Origin of the sequence: Streptomyces alanosinicus, assembly GCF_014650595.1 — a bacterium.
GTDB classification, from domain to species: domain Bacteria; phylum Actinomycetota; class Actinomycetes; order Streptomycetales; family Streptomycetaceae; genus Streptomyces; species Streptomyces alanosinicus.
In genome coordinates this window covers 41,955-60,041 of sequence record NZ_BMVG01000040.1, presented here as the reverse complement: position 1 = coordinate 60,041, position 18,087 = coordinate 41,955, and the positions used below count along the sequence as shown (strand labels likewise).

Below are 18,087 nucleotides of genomic sequence, written 5' to 3'. Positions count from 1 at the left end.
CGGTAGACCGTGGGCCAGGCCGGTCCGAACACCGGCGGCAACTGCCGCCAGGTACAACCCGAGGCGGCCACGAAGATGATCGCGGCAAGCGTTTCGCGATCACCCGCCCGACGTCGGCCCCCGCCCTGCGGACGCCTCACCTCCGTCGGCGGCACCACCCGCCGGAACAACACCCACAACTCGTCCGGCACCAGCCGCTCAACCAGATCCGTCATGCACGATTCAACGAACGATCACACCAAAAGAAACGATGTCTTATCCCAATTAGCGGTCGAGTCGTCGCGGGGCTCCGGGCGGCCAAGTCTTTTGAGCCATCGGACGGCGACAAGCTCACAGCCATACCCGGAACCCCTGGGCCCGACGATCTTACGAATGACCGTCTCAGGCCCACGCTTGGAAGGTAGGACAAGCTCAGCACCTCCAGGACAACGCGCCCACGCTGGCGGATGCTGCGTACACGCTGTCGCGCATGGCCGAACTACCCGGACAACTTCGTAGGGCCGCTGAGTCGATCAGCAGCGCAGCTGCCGAGCTCTCTGATGCTCGACGCTTCTGATCCGAGAAGCGGAGGCCGTCAGGCCTCCAGCATCCCGCCGGGGGTGGTGGCCACCGAGGCGCACCGTACGGTGCGCCTCGGTGGGGGTGAGTCGCTCGGCGAACTCGGAGGCCGGCGGCCGGAGGCCGAGGGGCTGGGCGGCACCAGCGGGAGAAGGCGTTGACGGAACTGCTGCGTGCGGACATGAGTTGACCGCAGCGCTGGTGTTGGGGCTGTGCAGGCCGGGGCGGCGTCGGGTGGCGCCGCAACTGGCAGCGGCGAGTCAGGCGAGGGCGTTCTCCTCGTCCAAGAGGTCCTCGGTTGTGACCTTGCTGGTGCCGCACTGCCGGTAGGCGTCGACCCAGGCGACGTACTCGTCGAGGAAAGCCCGGCGCTGTCGATGGGTGGACTTGGAACCGAGCTCCCGACGAAGCGGGTAGTGGCGGTCGTCGCGCGCGTGGGGATGATCGTCACGAGTCGCTCCAGCCCAGGGACTTGCGGACCGTCCGGGCGGTGGGGGTGATGAAGGCGGTCAGCAGTTGCAGCGAGCAGCCACACTGCTCGCCGACGGCCGGGATGTCGCGGTGGCGCCGTCCGCGGGTGCCCTTGCCGGCGGCGTCGACGATGTCGAGTTCGTGGACGGCTTTGTGGCGGGCGTTGAAGAACGGCTGGTGGGCTTCGAGTATGTCGTCGGTGAGGGCGGCGTCCTTCTTCAGGCCGAGAGCGTTCCGATGAGCAGCCCTCATCCTTGCTGGGAACAGGTGTGGTGCCGGTCGGGGAGGAAGCGTCCCAGTGCGTCTCGAACGGGGTACTTGGCTAGACCCCCGTCCCGTTCAGTCTGTCGTGGGGTGTGACCCGACGCCGTGCTGGTGGCCGGGCCACAGAAGGTTCGCGACCGTTGGTACGCCCCTCGGTCTGAAGCGGTGCTGCGCGTAACGTCAGTCGGTGCAGGTAGCGGTGGCGGGCGTCGGTCGACCGCAGGCTCCGTGCCAGCAGCAAGCCGGTGGTCAGTGCCGTCACGTGGCCGACGGGAGTGACCGCCAGCGTGGTGAGGCCGTTCGTGATGTGCGGTGCGCGCACCGCGAGCGCGGCGAGCGCGGTCCATCGGTGCCACGGCCGGGCCCCCGCTGCCACCACGGCGGCCAGGGCCGAGACGATCACGTAGGACGGGCCGACGTCCAGCGTCGCACGCAGCGCCGGGTCTGCTTGGCCCGCCGCGATCCGCGCTGCCAGCAGCCCTTCGCTCACCAGTGTGCCGAGGACTTGGCCGGCCGCGATCAGCGCGACCGCCCGTATGTTGCCGAACCGGATGACGAGAAACGCCAGTATGACCCCGGTGAGGGCGATGCCGCGCAGACAGGCCCAGGGATCGGCGCCGAACAGGAAGGCGGAGGCGATGAGTGCCTCCACGGGATGATCTCCCATATTGGTCAGGTTGGTCGATGCCCAGGAGTTCACCGCGTGATCACCGCCGTACGTCAGGGACGACGCGGCGGCGAGCAGGGCGAAGCCCCAGGGCACGGGGGAAAGCCATCGGCGGGCGGGGGTCCGGGGGAGATCCATGTGGCCGACCCTGGCAGAGGGTGCCCGCCCCGCGGATCTGGCCACGGAATGACCAGCTGATCTCTGTCTCTGGACAGAGGCGGATGATCGCCCTCCCGGCTAGGGTCGGATGCGTGCGAGTCATGATGGTGAGGCATGACGGGGCGTCCTTCGCCAGGAAGCTGACGACGTCTCAGCTGGTCGGGCTGGATGTGCTTTTGGGCATGGTCCTGATGGCGTCGAACGTGTTGTGGTGGACGCTTGGCACGCACCGCACGGGCTGGCCGGCATGGCAGACTGTGCTGACGTGCTCGTTGGGCGTGGCCGTCGCCGTCCGGCGGCTGCTGCCACTGCCTGCCCTGGCGGTGGGGTCGGTGGTGATGGCCACCGACGGCGCGCTCAGCCTGACGGGGGTGCTGGCGACTGCTTTGCTGGTGTACGGGGTGGCGGTCGCCCGACCCGCGCGTGTCGCGGCGTACGCGAGTACGGTGGCAGGCGCCGCACAACTCGCCTTGATGATCCCTATGCAGGGCATCACAGGGCACGACTACTGGGGGTGGCCGGGGATGAGCCAAAGCCTCATCGTCGAGGCCGCCGCCTGGGCGATCGGATGGTCCACCAGACAGGGGCGCGCCTATACCCGAGGCCTGGTCGAGCAGGCCGAAGAGCGGGCACAGCTCCTCCTCGTCGAGGAACGCATGCGCATCGCCCGGGAGTTGCACGACGTCGTCGCGCACAGCCTGAGCATCGTCGCGGTCCAGGCGGGCGTCGGCCACCACGTCATCGGCAGCCGGCCTGACGAGGCCGCGAAGTCCCTCTCCGCGATCGAGACGACGAGCAGGGCCGCCCTGGGAGAGCTGCGTTCGCTGCTGGGTGTCCTGCGCGATGACGACGGCGCCGAATGGCTGCCCGGCGGCCTCGACGACCTCAACACGCTCCTCGAACAGACCCGACGGGCCGGTGTCCAGGTCGAGTTGACGATCAGCGGTCACCCGCACGACCTGCCCCGAGGTCTGGACCGCGCCGCCTACCGCATCGTGCAGGAAGCCCTGACCAACGTCGTCAAGCATGCCCGCACCAGCCACGCCCGGGCGACGGTCGCCTACGCGCCGGGCGAGGTCGCTCTCACGGTCGTCGATGCCGGAGCCGGCCGCACGACCACCCCGGTCACCGAGGGCCACGGCCTGACCGGCATGAAGGAACGCGCCGCCCTCTATGGCGGCGAGGTTCACGCGGGACCGCTCTCGCCGCACGGCTTTCGCGTCACCGCCCGGCTGCCGTACGCCACAGACGAGCGAACAGCCCAGTTCCCCGTGGGCGCCGATCTGGAGGGCGCATGACGGTGCGGGTCGTCGTGGTGGACGACGAGACCCTGGTGCGTGCCGGCTTCCGGGTGCTGATCGAGTCGGAAAACGATCTCCAGGTCGTCGGCGAGGCGGCCGACGGGAACCAGGCGGTCAGGTTGATCCGTGAACTGCGCCCCGATGTAGCCCTGATGGACATCCGGATGCCCGGGCTCAACGGCATCGAGGCCATCCGCACGCTGCTCGGCGGCCCGTCTCCGGTGCCCGTCCACGTCCTGGTGCTCACCACTTTCGACCTGGACGCATACGTCTTCGAGGCGCTCCGCGCAGGCGCCGCGGGCTTCCTCCTCAAGGACACTCCCCCCGCACGCCTGATCGACGCAGTGCGGGTGATCGCCACCGGGGAGTCGCTGCTGGCACCCGGTGTCACCCGCAGGCTCATCGAGACCTACGTCCGCCGCCCCGGCTACCCCGGCCCGGTCACCCGCACTCTGGACGGCGTGACCGGCCGCGAGTGCGACGTGCTGGGTCTGATCGCACGTGGCCTGTCCAACAAAGAAATCGCAGCCGAGCTGTATCTGACCGTTGGCACCGTCAAGACCCACGTCAGCCATCTGCTGACCAAGCTGGGGGCCAGGGACCGGGCCCAACTCGTCATCGCCGCCTACGAAAGCGGACTGGCCGGGCCCGCACGTCGTTGAAGGTCATTGACCAGCTTCTGGAAGTCAACGTCCTCTATCGGCTTCGTGCAGCCCAAGGGGTTCTCGAGCTGCGGAAGAAGTACGGCGACACGCGGCTGGAAGCCGCTTGCGCCAGGGCCATCGCGGTCGGCGATCCGTCCTACCACGATCAAGGGCATCCTCATCGCTGGCACCGAGACCGATCCCGAGACCGATCCCGAGCCCGAGACCAGCGGAGACGCTGGAGCTGCGGCTTTCCTCCATAGCCCAGCCCGGCTCTTTGCCACCGTCGCGACCCCTGACACGACGGACGACGACCACGACGACCAGCTGGACGACGAAGCCGAGGTGGAAGCCCGATGACCGTGATGGACGCCGCCCTGCGGGAGTCACTCAAGGCCCTGCGACTGTCCGGCATGCTGGAAACCCTCGACGCCCGCCTGGCCCAGGCCCACGGCGGCGAACTCGGCCACCTTGATTTCCTTCAGGTCCTCTGCCAGGGCGAGATCACCCGCCGGGAGACCGTCGCCTTCCAACGCCGCTTGCCGCGAGCCAAGTTCGGGCAGCAAGTCACCCTGGAGGAGTTCGACTTCACCGCCTCCTCGAAACTGCCCGCGGCCCAGATCCGTGACCTGGGTGCCCTGCGCTGGCTTCACGCCGGCGAGTCGGTCATCCTCTTCGGCCCGGTCGGCGTCGGCAAGACGCACATCGCGCAGGCCCTCGGCCACCTTGCCGTCCGCCAGGGCGCCCACGTCCGTTTTGCGAAGACCAGCAGCATCCTCGCCGAGCTGGCCCGTGGTCACGCGGACCGCATCTGGGAGAAACGGATCCGCGAGCTCGTCTGCCCCGACGTCCTCATCCTCGACGACTTCGCGATGCGCCAGCTGGCCGCGGCCCAGGCTGACGACCTCTATGAGTTCGTCTCCGAGCGGCAGGGCAGACGCGGTTTTCGGGGCCGTGGACGTGCGGGCCGCGGCGGCGCAGCGCGTCGGTCACGGTCAGCGGGACCGTGTGCAGGGCCGGGCGGAGTGCAGGAAGGCGCCGGCCTGGTCGAGGAACGCGTCGAGGTCCGTGGTGAGGTATCAGTGTTCAGGATTCCAGGGTTCACGCGACCCCATGATCGGGGTCAGCCGGCGGGTTCGGACACCGGTTTGCCCCCCGTTACGTCGCCCGCTGCCCGATGCCTTCTACGACGGGTCGGTCCCTGTCCACTGGCGGGTCTGACGGTCCGATACTGGCGAAGTGGACGGGCAGTGAGCGAGAGCGGACAGCACCCGCGCGGTGCACACGGGCTGGGGCTGGTGGATCGGGTGGACTGCAAGGTGCATGCCCCCTGTCAGGCCAGCTCGCGGATCACCGGGGCCAGCCACTGGCGATAGCCTGCCGCGTCCTCCCGCAGGGCCCGGCTCACCACCACATGCCTCTTGGAGACGCGCCAGCCCACCGCGCCTGCGACTGGCAGTTCCGTCACCTTCAGGTCGAACGGACGAGCCTTGCGCCCTTTCTCCGCCTCCACTGCCCGGACCAGGTCTCCCACCCTGAAGCGATCGCCGCGCCGCATGGCCGTGGCGTCCTCGCGGCCCCGGGCTGAACTCCATCGCACGGCATCATCGAAGCATTCCCGTACCAGCACAGCGAGTCCCTTGCTGTCCCCGGCCTGGAGTCCGGCGGCAGGAACCCGTGGTCCGGGCGGTCCTGGTCTGTCAATTCCCGGTTCCGCCACCGGGTCCACTGCACCGACGCTTCCGGGACTGCCAGCCGGACAAGACTCGCTCGGACGTCGACCGCCGGCATCAGCGCAGGAACGTCAATGTCGGTGTGCGGACACAGACCAGCCGCATCGCGCAGGAACAGCCCGATCACGAGCCCCTGCGAGGTCCCACTTCGAACCTGCCAGCTGGACGACCCGTCATATCGCATGACGGACATACTCGGTCACTGACGCCGTCCGGACCAGACCTGAGGCGGTTCAGGCTCACCGGACATGCAACTGCCCGGAGTGTGGGACGTCCTGGACGGTCGGGGTCGAACGTCGTGTCTCGGCAACGTAATGCTCTCTTGTGCTCAGATGACCGGGTCCAGTTCGGCCGTGCGGATCCGGGCTCTGCGAGTCTGGTGCTGGCCTTGTCCTGGGACAAGGAGCCGGAGCGCGTCCGCCGCCGCTTCAGGCCGTCCCCCGGGGCGATCGCCGAGCTCACGAGCCTGCTCGCGCCCGCCGGAAGCGACCGCTGAGCCGCTTTCCTTGGTCCCTCTCGGTGGCAACGGCGGTGGCGGAGAGGAGGGTCGCAGCGGCGAGGCTGCCCCAGAGGGCGGCCGAACCGTGGGAGGCGAGAGCGGTGATGACCGCCGGTGAGACGGCGAGGCCGAAGCCCGTGGAGAGCTGGAAGCGGGCGAGGGCGCGTCCCAGGAGATGGGCCGGGGCGAGGGCGGTGACGAGCGCGGTGGCGCTGCCGGCATAGATGATCTCGCCGATGGTGCAGACCACGGACACCGTGGCGACGGCCGGGGCACTCCAGCCGTGTCCTGGTGAGGTGGCCGCGAGGAAGCCGAGGTAGGACACGGCGAGTACCACGCCGGCGAGCGCCAGCACGGTCCGCCGGGAGAGGCGGGACATCAGGACGGTGACGGGCACCTGCAGGGTGACCACGAGCACGGTGTTGGCCATGAAGATGGCTGCCGACCACATCGGGGATGCGTGCAGCTGTGTCACCAGGACCAGCGGGAGCGCGATTTCGGGAACGTTGAGGCAGAACACGTAGACCACGTTGGCGGCCAGCAGCGCGCGCATCCGGGGTGCGGGCCCGGAGGTGATGTCCTTGGCCGGAGCGGCGGCTGGATGCGCGTGCAGGTGGACCGACCATGCCAAGGCTGCCGCAGCGAGATAGGCGAGCCCGGTGACGGCTGCCAGCGCCTGCAGTGCGGTGGTGCCGCCCGCCAGGCATGCGGTGGCGAGGAGGGCGCCCGCGCCCAGGCCGGCGTTGCGCAGGGCGCGGCCTGCTGAGAGAGCGGCGTCGCGTTCGCGGCCGTGGGCGACGGTGGCCACGAGGGCTGTATGGGCAGCCGGCCATGCCTGGTTGCCGATGCCGAGGAAGAGTGCCGCCGTCGCGAACAGCCAGACGTTCCCCGCCGGGGCGGCCAGCAGCAGCATCACGCCCACCACCCGCACCAGCATGGACGCTGCCACGACCGTGCTGCGTGCGCCCTGGTCAAGCCATCGGCCGACCGCGGGCATGCACACCAGGCCCATGACGACGCCAGCCGTCATGGCGATGCCGGTGGCCGACGTGGACAGCCTCTGCACCGTCACCCCGTAGAGCAGCAGAAAGGGTCGCAGCAGCCCGGTGCCGAGCGCGTCCACGGCCAGGGCGACGGCATAGCGGGGGCCTCCGGAGGCACGGACGAGGGCGCGCGGCTGGATCTTGGTGGTGGTTGCCATGGCGTCAACGGTGCGTTCGGTCGCCGGGTGGGCTATGCCGGTTGACGGAAAGTGTCAATCGACGCGGTCGTCGGCCATTCGGCTGGCGATGATGGGGGGATGACGTTGAGGATTGACATCGGCGGCCTGCCGTCCGGGAGGCTGCGGTTCGCTGCCTCCCCGCTGGCCGAACTGACCGCGATGCTGCATGTACTGGCCGAACCTGGGCATCACCCGCAGCTCGCTGGCTGGGCCGGGGACGTCTGGGCCGGGCTGCGGCCGGAGCTGGCCGAGCGCCTCAGGGAGGCGGAGTTCCTCTGGCGTTCCTCACGGGCCGACTTTCTGGTCCCCGCCCGTCCCCGGCTCACCCTCGCCGAGGAGTTGGACGATGTCGACCGGATCGACGACGAAACCTATGTGACTGCCGCGCTCATCACCACGTGCGGCAGCAACCGGGTCCACTTCGCCGCGCCGTCGCCGCTCGCCGACGCGACGGCGCGTGAGCGGGCCCTGGACCTCGCCCAGGCCCGCGGCGCGCTCCAAGAGGCCTTCGCGGAACGGCTGCTCGCGGACCCGGCCGCGGTGCGGGCGCGGGTGCGTGACACCCTCGAACAGTGCGCCGAGGCATTCTTCGATGCCGCCTGGAAGGGCGTCGCCGTGCAACTTGCCACCGACCTGCGCGTCAAGAACGACCTGCTGAAGCGCCAGGGCATCGGGGCGGCACTCGCATCGGTCTCCGGCGCCGTGACCCTGGCGCCGGACGGCAACCGCATCATCGTGGACAAGCTGCAGGACAATGCGACCGCCGCCCGCGATACCGGGGTCACCTTCCTCCCCAGCGTTTTTGGCCGCCCGCACCTGGTGGCGGTCCACGCGCCCGGGTGGCGGCCGGTGGTGCAGTATCCCGTGGCCGAGGCGAGTACACCGGAGCCGGTATCGCTGGAAACGGTCACGCTACGGCTGGAGGCACTCGCGCATCCGGTACGGCTGCGGCTGCTGCGCACCCTGGCCCGCGGCCCGCACACCACCGGTGAACTGGCCCACGCCTGGGAACTCTCGCCCCCGGAGATTTCCCGCCACCTCGCTGTCCTGCGCCGCGCGGGCCTGCTCACGGCTCAGCGGCAGGGCCGTTACATCCGTTATACCCTCAATCTGCCCGATCTGGCGGCGCTGGGGACCGACCTGCTGGCGGCCGCACTGCGCTGAGTAGCTTCCGTTACCATCTCCTGCACACGATCGGCGGGCGGCCGGCGCAGCACGGCTGGTGGTGGGAGGAGAAGGTCGCTCGCGAGAAATTCCTCGACTGCGTCGGCCTGTACGGCGCGCCCGGCGCCGGCATCACCCTCACCGACGAGGAGACCGGCACCGTGTTGACGACCTGGCCCGATGGGCGGTGAGTGGCTGCCATCCTGGCCAGGATCAAGGAGGCGACGCCATGGCCCACCGCTCGTACCCCAACCGTGAGCGCGCGCTGAAGCAGATCGAGCGGCGCTGCTTCGAGGTGGGCCCCGTCGTCCCGCCACGGCCGCTGACGGCGTTCGAGCGGCAACTCCTCGACGGCACGGCCACCATCGTGGAGACCGTCGAGCCCATGACGGCCGCCCTGCACCAGATGGCGCCGTCGGCCGGCGAGTACCGTCTCTGGACACGCTGATCCACCGCCCTCGCCGGCCTATTCGGTGTGGTTCTCCGTGGCGTGCCGGACTGCCCGTTTCACTGCCTGCTCCAGCTCGTAGCGGTTCTCCCCGGACGCCTCGGCGTGTGCGGTGACGGCCTCCTGCGCGGCCTCGGCCGCCTCCCGCCCGGATGCGGCCAAGAAGACTGTCGGGAGGAAGCGCGGGATCCTCACCGACGATCTTCTTCGCGGCATCGGTTCCTTGGCTGGTCAGGGGCACGTTGGTGGAGGTCTTCACGCTCTGGGTGTCGATGACGGAGGCGGTTGGTTCCGGCTTCTGAACTTGATTGAGTGATGTCGGGGCCGCTCGCCAGACAGCGGCGGGCTGGCTCCGGTGACCCTGGGGCGTGAGGTACGCGCAGGGCGATGGGGTGACCGATGCACTCAGCGAAGAAGAGTCCTGCGGCTCGACGCCTACCACCGTCCGCAATGATCTGTGGTCAGTTCACCGTGCTTCCAACAACTCGGTCGGAGACTGGAAGCCGGATCGGCGGTAGAGCGGGACACTGCGTTCGGACGGCCAGACGATCAAGACGTCCATGCCGCTGCCCTGCGCGTGCCTTCTCAGAGCTTCAAGAAGGGCTGCCCCGAACCCTCGATTGCGGTGTTCAGGAACCACGTAGAAGTTCGTGACGTAGCCGACGGGGGTGTTGTCCTCGTAGGGCTCCGGCACCCTCTCCACCAGGTGGAGGAAGACATGCCCGCAGATCTCGCCGTCGCTTTCGGCGACCCAGGCCAGCCAGGTTTTGCTCGTGAGCCGCTCTTGGATCCAGTCCTCAGCGTGGCTCACGGGCCGAAGCGGCTCGGAGAGGCCCCCATCATGGTCCTCTTGCTTGAATGCCCAGCGCAGGCGGGCCAGTACTGGAGCATCAGCCGCGTCAGCCTCGCGCACATTGACGTCAGTGATCATCAGGCAAGTCTCGCGCCCCCCGTGTTGTCGCGCTCCCAGTTTTCTGGCGCCAACCCCATCAGTCTGTCGGTTTGCCGTCCATGATCAGTCCGGTGGCGGCCAGGCAGCCGTCGACCAGGTGCGGGCGGTACTGGATCTGCTTGAGTCGGTGTTTCACGGCCCTGGTGATGTGGCCGAGGTCGGCAGCGGCCAGGTTGCCGATGTCGCGCTTGACCAGTGACCAGATGCCCTCCTGCGGGTTCAGGTCCGGCGCGTAGGTGGGCAGTTGGAACACGGTCAGCCAGGCGGCGTTCGCCTCGATGAACTCCCTCAGCGGCTTGGTGAGGTGGAGGCGGACGTTGTCCCAGACGAGCGCGATCGGTCCGCCGAGCTGGGTCCGGGCACGGATGATCAGGTCGCGGAAGTCCCGCCAACCGAAGCCCTTCGGCTCGCCCTTGCGGCCCCGGTACTCGCGGACGGCGTAGATCAGCCGGGACCGCTCGCCCGGCTTGTAGCAGGTCATGCCTGCCATCGACACACGTCCCGACCCCCGGCCACGCACCCGGACGACAGGCGTCTGGCCGATCCCGACCCCAGGTCCTGGCACGCGGCGGCGTCATCGACTGCCCGGCTTCGTCCTCGAAGACCAGCCAGGCCCCGAGCGCCGCCGCGATGCTCTTACCCGCGGCCAGGTCTCCTTCTTCCACACCTCGACTGCCGCATCGTCACGCTCGATCGCCCGCCGGGCGGGCTGCTGCCACGACCAGCCGTGCCGCTTCAGCAGCCGCCACGTGCCCTCCACCGTGTACGAGACGTGGAACAGCCGGCCGATCAGCGTCTTCACCCGTGCCAGCGTCCACCGCTGGTCCGCCCAGCCATGCGCAAGCGGTCCCCGTTCCAACTCCCGGTCCAGCCAGACGATCTGGTCCGGGCCGAGCCTCGGGCGGCCCGGCGAACCCTTCGACCGGACGCCAACCTCACCCCGCTCGCGCCAGGCCCGCCGCCACCGCTCCACGGACCGCCCGCTCACTCGCAACGCGGCAGCGATCTCCCTGTTCTTCTCCCCGCCCTCGAAGCGTTCCACGGCCTGCAGCCGAATCCGCTCCCGCGCGGCCCTCTCAGCGTCGGTCAGCCCGCCGCCCTGCGCGTACCTCACGACCCAGGGCTACCAAAACCGGTGGCCACTGTCCGGCGAACGGTCCCGACATCACCCAATCAAGTTGAGTTGCGCCCGTCTTCGACGCGGGCGAGTCCGGCGAGGTCGTAGTTGAGTTGGGCGAGGATTCCTTCATCGCGCCAGGCGGCGTAGTAGGCGTAGACGGTGCCGTGGTTCGGGAAGTCGTGCGGGAGGTATTTCCAGGGGATTCCTGTGCGGTTGATGTAGAGGAGTGCGTTGAACACGTCGCGTAAATTGACCTTGGCTGGCTGACCGGTGGGCCTGCGGTCGAGTCGGGCCTTCCTCCAGGCCGTCAACGTTGGGTCGATCAGGGCCCATCGGGCGTCGGACAGGTCGCTGGGGTACGGCTTGCGTTCACTCACGACCCAGCGTGATCATGTGCACGTCGGAAGAGGAGGTTCCGCTGGAGGTCGGGCGGTTTCGGGGCATTCTGAAATCAGACGGGTTTCTGGTAATGAACGGACCCGAGACGGACAGTTGCGTGCGCGGACTGGAGGGGAACATAAGACTGCCACTCGGATGAAGGCCCCAAAGCGGGGCACTGTCAAAACCCGCATGCCGGAAGAACTCTATGTGAACGCCCTCTGAGAAGTGCAGATGGCATCGCGGTTCCATCGCTCGGATGACATGGGGCATGGGAGCCGTCACGCACTCCCTTTGTCGCCGGACTCCAGGAGTCCGTTTAATCTTTGACAAGACGCGCGGCACGGATCGTCTTGTGGTTTCTGGAGTTGAAGACACTGGTAGCGCTCCGTGAAGTACCGCATCTCGGCTTGACCACAGCTGGACGCAGGCCCGTACTCCAGCAGCAGTTGGCGTTTTCCCCCGACCAGCTGATCGGGAGCGCGTGCATCCGGCGCCTAGGCGCGCCAGATGCACGTCTCTTTCATCCGCTGTCAGGAGGGGATGATCTGCCACTGCTGCTGGGGGACGGCAGTGTAGGTCCACTGGTTGACGGCGGCTCCGTCGGCGGTGGAACCGCCGTCGACATTGAGGGACAGCCCGCTGAGCCGGTTGGTGAGGAGGTGGTAGCCGCCGCCGGTGGCCGTGATGGCCCAGTGCTGCTGGGGTGCGCCGGCGTCGGCCCAGATGTCGGAGCCTGCGCCGTTCACGCGGGAGACTCCGCCGATTTCCATGAGCTTTCCGCTGTTGACGTTGCGGAGTTTGTAGTAGCCGCTGTCGGCCCGGGCGATGGTCCACTTCTGGCCGGCCTGGTTCTGCCAGGACGACTGCAGGATGGGAGTGTTGTTGGCGGTGCCGGCGCCCGAGCCGGCGACCTTGCCGCTGTGGCGGGCGACGAGGCGGTACACGGTGCCGTCGCCGGGGAAGAGCGTGGAGATCAGGGCGGGTGTCGCGGTGCGGCCGCCGATGCGCAGGTTGCCGATGTTGGCGTAGCCGCCGGTGCCGGCGGTGACCTGGATGCGGACGAAGGCGGCGTTGCGGGCCGACCATTCGACGACTTTGGTGGTGCGGTCGCCGGCCCAGCGCGCGGTGGCGACCTGGGTGAAGGTGATGCCGTCGGTGCTGGTGGATATGGTGCAGGCGGTGATGTCGCCGTCGGTGGTGTTGGTGCGGTTCCACTGCTTGGGCAGGTACTCGAGGGTGGAGATGTTGCTCCATACGCCGCCGAGGTCGATGGTGATGGTCTGGGGCAGCGGGAGGCTCCAGGTGGACCAGCAGGTCTCGAAGTTCCGGTCGCTGAGGCCGTCGATGGCGTTCAGGGGGCCTTCACCGGTGTGGTAGGCGGTGGCGTAGGCGGCCACGGGGGTGACCGGGTGTTCGGCGCGGAGCATCTGGGTGGGCAGGGGCGGTCGGGAGGTGTTGGGGCCGCGCCAGGCGGCGCCGACCTCGGAGAGCCGGTTGACGATGTTGGTGTCCAGCACACCGTTGCGGTTGGGCGGGCAGTTGAGGATGAACGAGGTGTACTTGGGCTCCAGGTCCGCCAGGTGGGAGAGGATGGCGTCCTTGCTCATCGGATCGGCCGTGGGCGTCGCCGGGTGCCAGAACCACCCTCTGCTGATCGTCTGGCCCTGCAGCGAGGCGTAGGTGTTGCCTGCCGGTGAGGTGATGCCGACGGGCTCCTCGAAGTAGATCGCGTCGCCGAGGAAGGGCACCGACAGCCCGCCGTGGTCGATCATCACGATGTTGGGCTGCAGGGACTTCACATGTTCCCTGATCTGCTGGTAGGGGACGGCCTGCTGGCCCATCTGCCAGGCGTAGCCGTCGGTGACGAACATGTCGATGGTGCCGTAGTTGGTGAGCAGCTCGGTGATCTGGTTGAGGATGTAGGTGATGTTGCCGGGCTGGATGGCCTGGCCGGAGGCGACTTTGTGGCGGGCGTCGTAGGCCTGCACGCTGTAGGTGCGGTCCCAGATGGAGAAGTACAGGCCGACCTTGAGGCCCTTGGCCCGGAAAGCGGTCACGTACTGCGCGACGATGTCGTGCTGGTAGGAGCTGTTGGCGACGTTGTAGTCGTTGTAGGCGCTGGGCCACAGGCAGAAGCCGTCGTGGTGTTTGGTGGTCAGGACGCCGTAGCTCATCTTCGCCGCCGCGGCGGCCGCCGCCCACTGCGCGCAGTCGACCGCCGTGGGCGCGAACAGGGCGGGGTTCTGGTTCGGGGCGGCCCACTCCTGGTTGGTGAACGTGCCCATGTTGAAGTGGTTGAACATGCCGAACCGCATGTTCACCAGGTTGCTGAGATTGGTCTGCATGTCCGCGGCGTCCGCCTGGGGGAGCAGGCGGGAGAAGCCCGGGACCACGGGCAGCGCGCTCGCGGCCACAGCGGCGCCCGCGGCGCCCAGCAGGCTACGACGGGACAGTCTTCTTCCTGACGACATGGGTGTACTCCTGGTTTCGGGTGGCTCTGTCGTGTCGGGGGCGAGGTGGTCTGGGGGTGGACGGGGCATACGGCTACGAAGGCGTCATCCGCGTCGTCGTCTTCGGCAGCAACACCTCGGTCACCGCCGGCGGGCAGACCGCCGTGGCCGTCAGGGCCACCGAAGTGCTGCTGCCGGCCAAGCTCCGCCGGTACGCGACGTCTACCGACCGGGACTCAGCCTCCGCGCGCGCCGCAGCCGCTTGTCATGCCGGTGCGTAAGTCACAGCGTCGTGAAGGTCCACAGCAGGTTGGTGCTGCTCCCGTAGGCCCACTGGTTGGTGGCGGAGCCCGAGGCCACGTTGCCGTCGCCGTCGAGCACCAGGCCGGTGGTGCGGTTGGCGATCGTGTGGCGGCCGTCGCCTCGGTGGGTGATCGTCCACTGCTGGTTCGTGCCGCCGTTCCACGGCGCCTGCCTGGTCGCTGCACCGTTGCCGGTGGCCCCCAGCCGTCGGCGACCATGCCGTTGGTGCGGTTGACCAGTTTGTAGCCCCGGCCTGCTCGAGGACCAGCTCTCCGCTCCCCTGGTCACCGTCGACGGCGGCACCTACGGCGGTGTGTCCAGCGTCAAGAGCAATGACACCTCCCTGTGCGGCAACAACCTCGGCTGACCTGCCCCGCCAGGCACCCAACGGCTGAGAGGCCGGTTGGTTGTCAGTTCCAGGGGGATGTGGTGAGCCAGCTGGTGTCCTGGGCCCACGACATTGTGGAGTCCCATGAGTTGGTGCCGCCGTTGCTGGCTATGTAGGCGGTGAAGTTGTAGTGGCGGAGGTACTTCGTCGGGAAGTTGACGGACCGGAAGGAGTGACCGGTCCCGCTGCTGCCCGTGGTGGGGCAGAAGGTGGCGTCCTGCGCGACGGAGCTGCCGCCGTTGTCGGTGTTCAGGTAGAGCTGGTAGTTGAAGTGGCGCAGGTACTGGCCGGGGTTGTTGGCGGACTCGAAGGACAGGCAGGAGGTGTTGGCCAGGCCGGCGCGGACGATCCAGGTGGCGTCGGCCTTGTCGGTGGCCGAGCTGGAGGAGTTGATGTTGGAGATGACGACCTTGGTGTCGGCGTCGTCGTGGCGGAGGTAGTCGTTGGTGCAGCAGGGGGCGGTGGTGGCCTGGAGGGAGATCCGGGAGCCGGGGGTGAGCGAGCCGGTGCTGGTCGAGCCGCTGTCGTAGCCGGCGGCGGTGATGTTGGCCTGTACGGCGTTCTCGGTGGCGTCCGAGGGGTAGCCCGAGGTCATGACGCCTTCGTAGAAAGTGCCTTGCGCGCCCTTGCTGTTGTCGCCGCCGATGCCGAGGATGATCGCGCCTTCCTTGTGCATCGGATTGTAGCCGGAGACGTTGGGGCGCACGCCGTTGTAGTAGGTGGACAGGCTGCCCGACTGGGCGTTGCCGCCGCGGATGGCCCAGTGGTTCGGGCCGCCCTTGACGATGGCGGTGAGGAACCGGTTGGTGACGGTGGGGTCGCCCGTGTTGAGGTGCTGGTTCACGCCGGAGAACAGACCGTTCTCCAGGTCGGCCATGATCCAGGGGCCGTTGCCGGAGCCGGAGCCCCAGTGGTTGTTGTTGCCGAAGTAGATGGCCTCCATGTGGCCGTTGCCGGTGTCGTGGCTGCTGGTCTCGGCGTTGCCGTAGTCGAAGCAGCAGCCGCTGTTGAAGTGCGTGCCGTCGAAGATCGCGTACATGCCCTCGGGCTGGTCGCCGGTGGCGATGCCGTGGGTGTTGTTGTTGCGGTAGCCGGTGCCGGGAGCGACGTAGACGCCGTACGCCTTGTGGCCGCCGACGGTGACGGGGGCTTCGAAGGCGTTGGCGAGGTTGTCCGGCCCGCTTGCGGCTCCGCCCGCGGGTGCCTGGGTGAGGTTGTTGCCCTTGCCGGACTGGTCGTAGATGACGGTGATGACGCAGCTGGTGCCCGCGCAGAAGGAGTCCTGCGCGTCGGCGTCGGCGTATCCGCCGGTGCTCAGTACGCCGATGTCCTTGGTCGTGTTGTCGGAGGCGCGCTTGATCTGGTAGAGCGGGCCGTTGTACGTCGAGTACAGGGCGCGGGTGGTGCTGTGTGCGGCAGCGCAGGGGGTGCCGCCTGCGGCGTAGATGTCGCATGGCTGCCGGGTGGCGGCCTGCGAGGTGGTGGCCGTGGCGGTGAGCAGGCCGGCGGCGAGCGCTGCGGTGGCACCAGCCGCGAGCAGTGTGCGTCTGACGCTGCGTATCCACGGTGGCTTGATCATGAAGTGCTCCTTCATCAGGTGGGGTGAGGCGTCAACGAGCCCCCTGTGTCCGGCTAGTCGGACAGTGTTCGACCGTTCGGACGTTGTGGGCCGCGCTGACGCTTCCGGGTCCGGTGCCGATTCGGCTCTCTCCGGCACCGGACCCGGCGTTGGCTGCTCGTCAGCTCCAGGGGGAGGCGGCGAGCCAGCTGGTGTCCTGGGCCCACGAGGACGGGTGGTCCCAGGCATTGGTACCGCCGTCGCTTGCGATGTAGCCGGTGAAGCTGTAGTGGCGGATGTACTTGGCCGGGTAGTTGAAGGACTGCAGCGAGTAGCCCGTGCCGCTGTTTCCTGGCTTGGAGCAGAAGGTGGCGTCGGCGGCGAACAGGCTGGTGCCGTCGTCGGGCTGGAGGTGGAGCTGGAGGGCGTAGTGCCTGAGGTACTTGCCGGGCGTGTTGGCCGACTCGAAGGAGACGCAGTTGCTGTTGGCCAGGCCGGCGCGGACGATCCAGGTGGCGTCACCCTTGTCGCCGGCGGAGCTGGAGGAGGTCACCGGTGCGACGACGACCTTGTCGTCGCCGGTGTCGTGCTGCAGGTAGTAGCCGGTGCAGCACGACGTGGTGGCCTGCAGCGACACCTTCGCGCCCGGAGTGAAGGGGGTGGTGGTGCCGTAGCCGGCCGCGGTGATGTTGGCCTGGACCGCGGCGTCGGTGGCATCGGAGGGATAGCCCTTGACCATGGCGCCCTCGTAGAAGGTGCCCGCGCTCGCGTTTCGGTTGGTCTGGCAGCAGTCGCCGCCGCTGCCGAGGATGATGGCACCCTGCTTGTGCATCGGGTTGTACCCAGCGGGCATTGCCCCGCTGTAGAACCGGGTCAGGCTCCCGGACTGGGCGTTGGCACCCTTGAGCGCCATCTGAGTGGTGCCGTTGTTCTTGAGCATCGCGGTGACGAAGCGGCTGGTCTCGGAGACCTGGCTGGGGTTCCACGCCTTGCTGCCGCCGGTGAACAGGCCGTTCTCCAGGTCCGCCTGCACCCATGGCCCGGTTCCGCTGCAGCCGCCGAACCAGCATTCGGTGCCGAAGTTGATCGCATCCATGGCGCCGTTGCCGTCGGCCTTGTGGTCGATCTCAGTGTTGCCGTAGTCGAAGCAGCAGCTGCCGTTGACGTGCGTGCCGCTGGTGATCATGTACTCGCCCTCGGGCAAACTGCCGGTCGGCACGCCCCCGGCGGAGTTGTAGGCGAAGTAGCTGTTGCCGGGGTTGATGTACAGCGCGTAAGCCTTCTGACCGCCCACACTCACCGCTTCGGTGCTCGCGACGGCCGCCGAGTCGGCGCCGCCGGTCCCGCCGGGCCCCTGGTAGACCAGGGTGTTTCTGCCGCCGGTCTGGTCGTAGAGGCGAGTGATGGTGCAGGTGGTGCCCACACAGAAGGAGTCCTGCGCCGCGGCGTCGGCGACACCACCGGGAGACAGCACCCCGATGTCCTTGAGGGTGCTGTCCGAGGCCCGCTGCACCTGGTAGAGCGGGCCGTTGTAGGAGGCGAACAGCGCGCGGGTGGTGCTGTGCGCCGCGACGCACGGCGTGCCGCCCGCCGCGTAGATGTCGCAGGGCCCCTGCGCGGCGGCCTGCGAGGCGCCGCTGAAGGCGACAAGGCTGGCGAAGGCCAGCGCCACCGCGGCCAGGCAGACAACCGCCCTCCGCCGCAGTCGTCGGAACATGAACAGCGCAGGCATCATGAACTCCCTTGTTCGTCGACACGAGGATCGCGAATCCGTGCCCCAGCTGGTTCGTGGTGGACTGGTGGCA

Annotated in this window: 16 protein-coding genes and 6 pseudogenes; 8 read left to right on the top strand and 14 right to left on the bottom strand. The window is 68.4% G+C overall.

Features of this window, described 5'->3' with window-relative positions:
• The 3 genes from IE277_RS39260 to IE277_RS39250 all read right to left on the bottom strand — a co-directional run.
• A partial coding sequence (locus IE277_RS39260) for a transposase (protein WP_189958531.1) occupies window positions 1–215 on the bottom strand: 215 nt, incomplete at its 3' end.
• A gap of 790 nt (window positions 216–1,005) precedes the next feature.
• Window positions 1,006–1,281 (bottom strand): hypothetical protein, encoded by a 276-nt coding sequence (locus IE277_RS39255; RefSeq protein WP_189958530.1) that lies wholly within the window; start codon window positions 1,279–1,281, stop codon window positions 1,006–1,008.
• Window positions 1,282–1,351: 70 nt separating this feature from the next.
• The gene (locus IE277_RS39250; protein ID WP_189958529.1) at window positions 1,352–2,098 is read right to left on the bottom strand and encodes a rhomboid-like protein; all 747 of its coding nucleotides are present in this window, start codon (window positions 2,096–2,098) and stop codon (window positions 1,352–1,354) included.
• 122 nt (window positions 2,099–2,220) lie between these two features.
• On the opposite strand from IE277_RS39250, the gene IE277_RS39245 reads away from it, so the two are divergent.
• The 4 genes and pseudogenes from IE277_RS39245 to IE277_RS50185 form a co-directional block, all read left to right on the top strand.
• Window positions 2,221–3,417 carry a sensor histidine kinase gene (locus tag IE277_RS39245; protein WP_189958528.1) on the top strand — a complete coding sequence of 399 codons (1,197 nt, stop codon included), beginning with the start codon at window positions 2,221–2,223 and terminating at the stop codon, window positions 3,415–3,417.
• Complete coding sequence (locus IE277_RS39240) at window positions 3,414–4,082, top strand: response regulator (protein ID WP_189958527.1); 669 nt, start codon at window positions 3,414–3,416, stop codon at window positions 4,080–4,082. Before IE277_RS39245 ends, IE277_RS39240 begins: the two co-directional genes overlap by 4 nt.
• Before the next feature lie 6 nt (window positions 4,083–4,088).
• The gene (locus IE277_RS39235) at window positions 4,089–4,424 is read left to right on the top strand and encodes a hypothetical protein (protein WP_373310977.1); all 336 of its coding nucleotides are present in this window, start codon (window positions 4,089–4,091) and stop codon (window positions 4,422–4,424) included.
• Window positions 4,421–5,002, top strand: a pseudogene (locus tag IE277_RS50185) (ATP-binding protein); the annotation flags it as partial. The gene IE277_RS39235 and the pseudogene IE277_RS50185, both read left to right, overlap by 4 nt.
• 395 nt (window positions 5,003–5,397) lie before the next feature.
• Here the strand turns inward: IE277_RS50185 and IE277_RS39225 are convergent.
• Window positions 5,398–5,664, bottom strand: coding sequence for a hypothetical protein (locus tag IE277_RS39225; protein WP_189958526.1), 267 nt, complete (start codon window positions 5,662–5,664; stop codon window positions 5,398–5,400).
• A 591-nt stretch (window positions 5,665–6,255) separates the two neighbouring features.
• Entirely contained in the window at window positions 6,256–7,497 is a 1,242-nt protein-coding gene (locus IE277_RS39220) for an MFS transporter (protein WP_189958525.1), read from the bottom strand.
• Between the two features lie 99 nt (window positions 7,498–7,596).
• Between IE277_RS39220 and IE277_RS39215 the strand changes: the two genes are divergently transcribed.
• Together IE277_RS39215 and IE277_RS39210 are read left to right on the top strand one after the other, a co-directional pair.
• Window positions 7,597–8,682 (top strand): helix-turn-helix domain-containing protein, encoded by a 1,086-nt coding sequence (locus IE277_RS39215; RefSeq protein WP_189958524.1) that lies wholly within the window; start codon window positions 7,597–7,599, stop codon window positions 8,680–8,682.
• Window positions 8,683–8,911: 229 nt separating this feature from the next.
• The gene (locus IE277_RS39210) at window positions 8,912–9,130 is read left to right on the top strand and encodes a hypothetical protein (RefSeq protein WP_189958523.1); all 219 of its coding nucleotides are present in this window, start codon (window positions 8,912–8,914) and stop codon (window positions 9,128–9,130) included.
• 18 nt (window positions 9,131–9,148) lie between these two features.
• Here the strand turns inward: IE277_RS39210 and IE277_RS39205 are convergent, their stop codons facing one another.
• The 6 genes and pseudogenes from IE277_RS39205 to IE277_RS39175 form a co-directional block, all read right to left on the bottom strand.
• Window positions 9,149–9,325 carry a hypothetical protein gene (locus tag IE277_RS39205; RefSeq protein WP_189958522.1) on the bottom strand — a complete coding sequence of 59 codons (177 nt, stop codon included), beginning with the start codon at window positions 9,323–9,325 and terminating at the stop codon, window positions 9,149–9,151.
• A pseudogene (locus IE277_RS39200) lies at window positions 9,294–9,431 on the bottom strand (IS5/IS1182 family transposase); the annotation flags it as partial. The gene IE277_RS39205 and the pseudogene IE277_RS39200, both read right to left, overlap by 32 nt.
• A gap of 165 nt (window positions 9,432–9,596) precedes the next feature.
• Complete coding sequence (locus IE277_RS39195) at window positions 9,597–10,061, bottom strand: GNAT family N-acetyltransferase (protein ID WP_189958521.1); 465 nt, start codon at window positions 10,059–10,061, stop codon at window positions 9,597–9,599.
• 58 nt (window positions 10,062–10,119) lie between these two features.
• Window positions 10,120–11,196 (bottom strand): annotated as a pseudogene (locus tag IE277_RS50180) (IS630 family transposase).
• 71 nt (window positions 11,197–11,267) lie between these two features.
• A pseudogene (locus IE277_RS39180) lies at window positions 11,268–11,579 on the bottom strand (transposase); the annotation flags it as partial.
• A 534-nt stretch (window positions 11,580–12,113) separates the two neighbouring features.
• The gene (locus IE277_RS39175) at window positions 12,114–14,054 is read right to left on the bottom strand and encodes an RICIN domain-containing protein (RefSeq protein ID WP_189958519.1); all 1,941 of its coding nucleotides are present in this window, start codon (window positions 14,052–14,054) and stop codon (window positions 12,114–12,116) included.
• A 56-nt stretch (window positions 14,055–14,110) separates the two neighbouring features.
• Here IE277_RS39175 and IE277_RS39170 point away from each other — a divergent pair, with 56 nt between their 5' ends.
• Window positions 14,111–14,314 carry a hypothetical protein gene (locus IE277_RS39170; protein WP_189958518.1) on the top strand — a complete coding sequence of 68 codons (204 nt, stop codon included), beginning with the start codon at window positions 14,111–14,113 and terminating at the stop codon, window positions 14,312–14,314.
• 1 nt (window position 14,315) lies between these two features.
• On the opposite strand, the pseudogene IE277_RS39165 reads toward IE277_RS39170, so the two are convergent.
• Window positions 14,316–14,581, bottom strand: a pseudogene (locus tag IE277_RS39165) (RICIN domain-containing protein); the annotation flags it as partial.
• Between the two features lie 5 nt (window positions 14,582–14,586).
• Here IE277_RS39165 and IE277_RS48050 point away from each other — a divergent pair.
• Window positions 14,587–14,703 (top strand): annotated as a pseudogene (locus IE277_RS48050) (sugar ABC transporter substrate-binding protein); the annotation flags it as partial.
• Between the two features lie 43 nt (window positions 14,704–14,746).
• On the opposite strand, the gene IE277_RS39160 reads toward IE277_RS48050, so the two are convergent.
• Together IE277_RS39160 and IE277_RS39155 are read right to left on the bottom strand one after the other, a co-directional pair.
• Window positions 14,747–16,303 carry an alpha-L-arabinofuranosidase B gene (locus tag IE277_RS39160; RefSeq protein WP_189958517.1) on the bottom strand — a complete coding sequence of 519 codons (1,557 nt, stop codon included), beginning with the start codon at window positions 16,301–16,303 and terminating at the stop codon, window positions 14,747–14,749.
• 160 nt (window positions 16,304–16,463) lie between these two features.
• Window positions 16,464–18,014 (bottom strand): alpha-L-arabinofuranosidase B, encoded by a 1,551-nt coding sequence (locus IE277_RS39155; RefSeq protein ID WP_373310978.1) that lies wholly within the window; start codon window positions 18,012–18,014, stop codon window positions 16,464–16,466.
• Window positions 18,015–18,087: the final 73 nt, after the last annotated feature.

Excerpts from the sequence above, each read along its gene's own strand:
- IE277_RS39255 (WP_189958530.1), bottom strand. The coding sequence starts at position 1,281 with ATGAGGGCTGCTCATCGGAACGCTCTCGGCCTGAAGAAGGACGCCGCC.
- IE277_RS39250 (WP_189958529.1), bottom strand. The coding sequence starts at position 2,098 with ATGGATCTCCCCCGGACCCCCGCCCGCCGATGGCTTTCCCCCGTGCCC.
- IE277_RS39245 (WP_189958528.1), top strand. The coding sequence starts at position 2,221 with ATGATGGTGAGGCATGACGGGGCGTCCTTCGCCAGGAAGCTGACGACG.
- IE277_RS39240 (WP_189958527.1), top strand. The coding sequence starts at position 3,414 with ATGACGGTGCGGGTCGTCGTGGTGGACGACGAGACCCTGGTGCGTGCC.
- IE277_RS39220 (WP_189958525.1), bottom strand. The coding sequence starts at position 7,497 with ATGGCAACCACCACCAAGATCCAGCCGCGCGCCCTCGTCCGTGCCTCC.
- IE277_RS39215 (WP_189958524.1), top strand. The coding sequence starts at position 7,597 with ATGACGTTGAGGATTGACATCGGCGGCCTGCCGTCCGGGAGGCTGCGG.
- IE277_RS39210 (WP_189958523.1), top strand. The coding sequence starts at position 8,912 with ATGGCCCACCGCTCGTACCCCAACCGTGAGCGCGCGCTGAAGCAGATC.
- IE277_RS39195 (WP_189958521.1), bottom strand. The coding sequence starts at position 10,061 with ATGATCACTGACGTCAATGTGCGCGAGGCTGACGCGGCTGATGCTCCA.
- IE277_RS39175 (WP_189958519.1), bottom strand. The coding sequence starts at position 14,054 with ATGTCGTCAGGAAGAAGACTGTCCCGTCGTAGCCTGCTGGGCGCCGCG.
- IE277_RS39160 (WP_189958517.1), bottom strand. The coding sequence starts at position 16,303 with ATGATCAAGCCACCGTGGATACGCAGCGTCAGACGCACACTGCTCGCG.
- IE277_RS39155 (WP_373310978.1), bottom strand. The coding sequence starts at position 18,014 with ATGCCTGCGCTGTTCATGTTCCGACGACTGCGGCGGAGGGCGGTTGTC.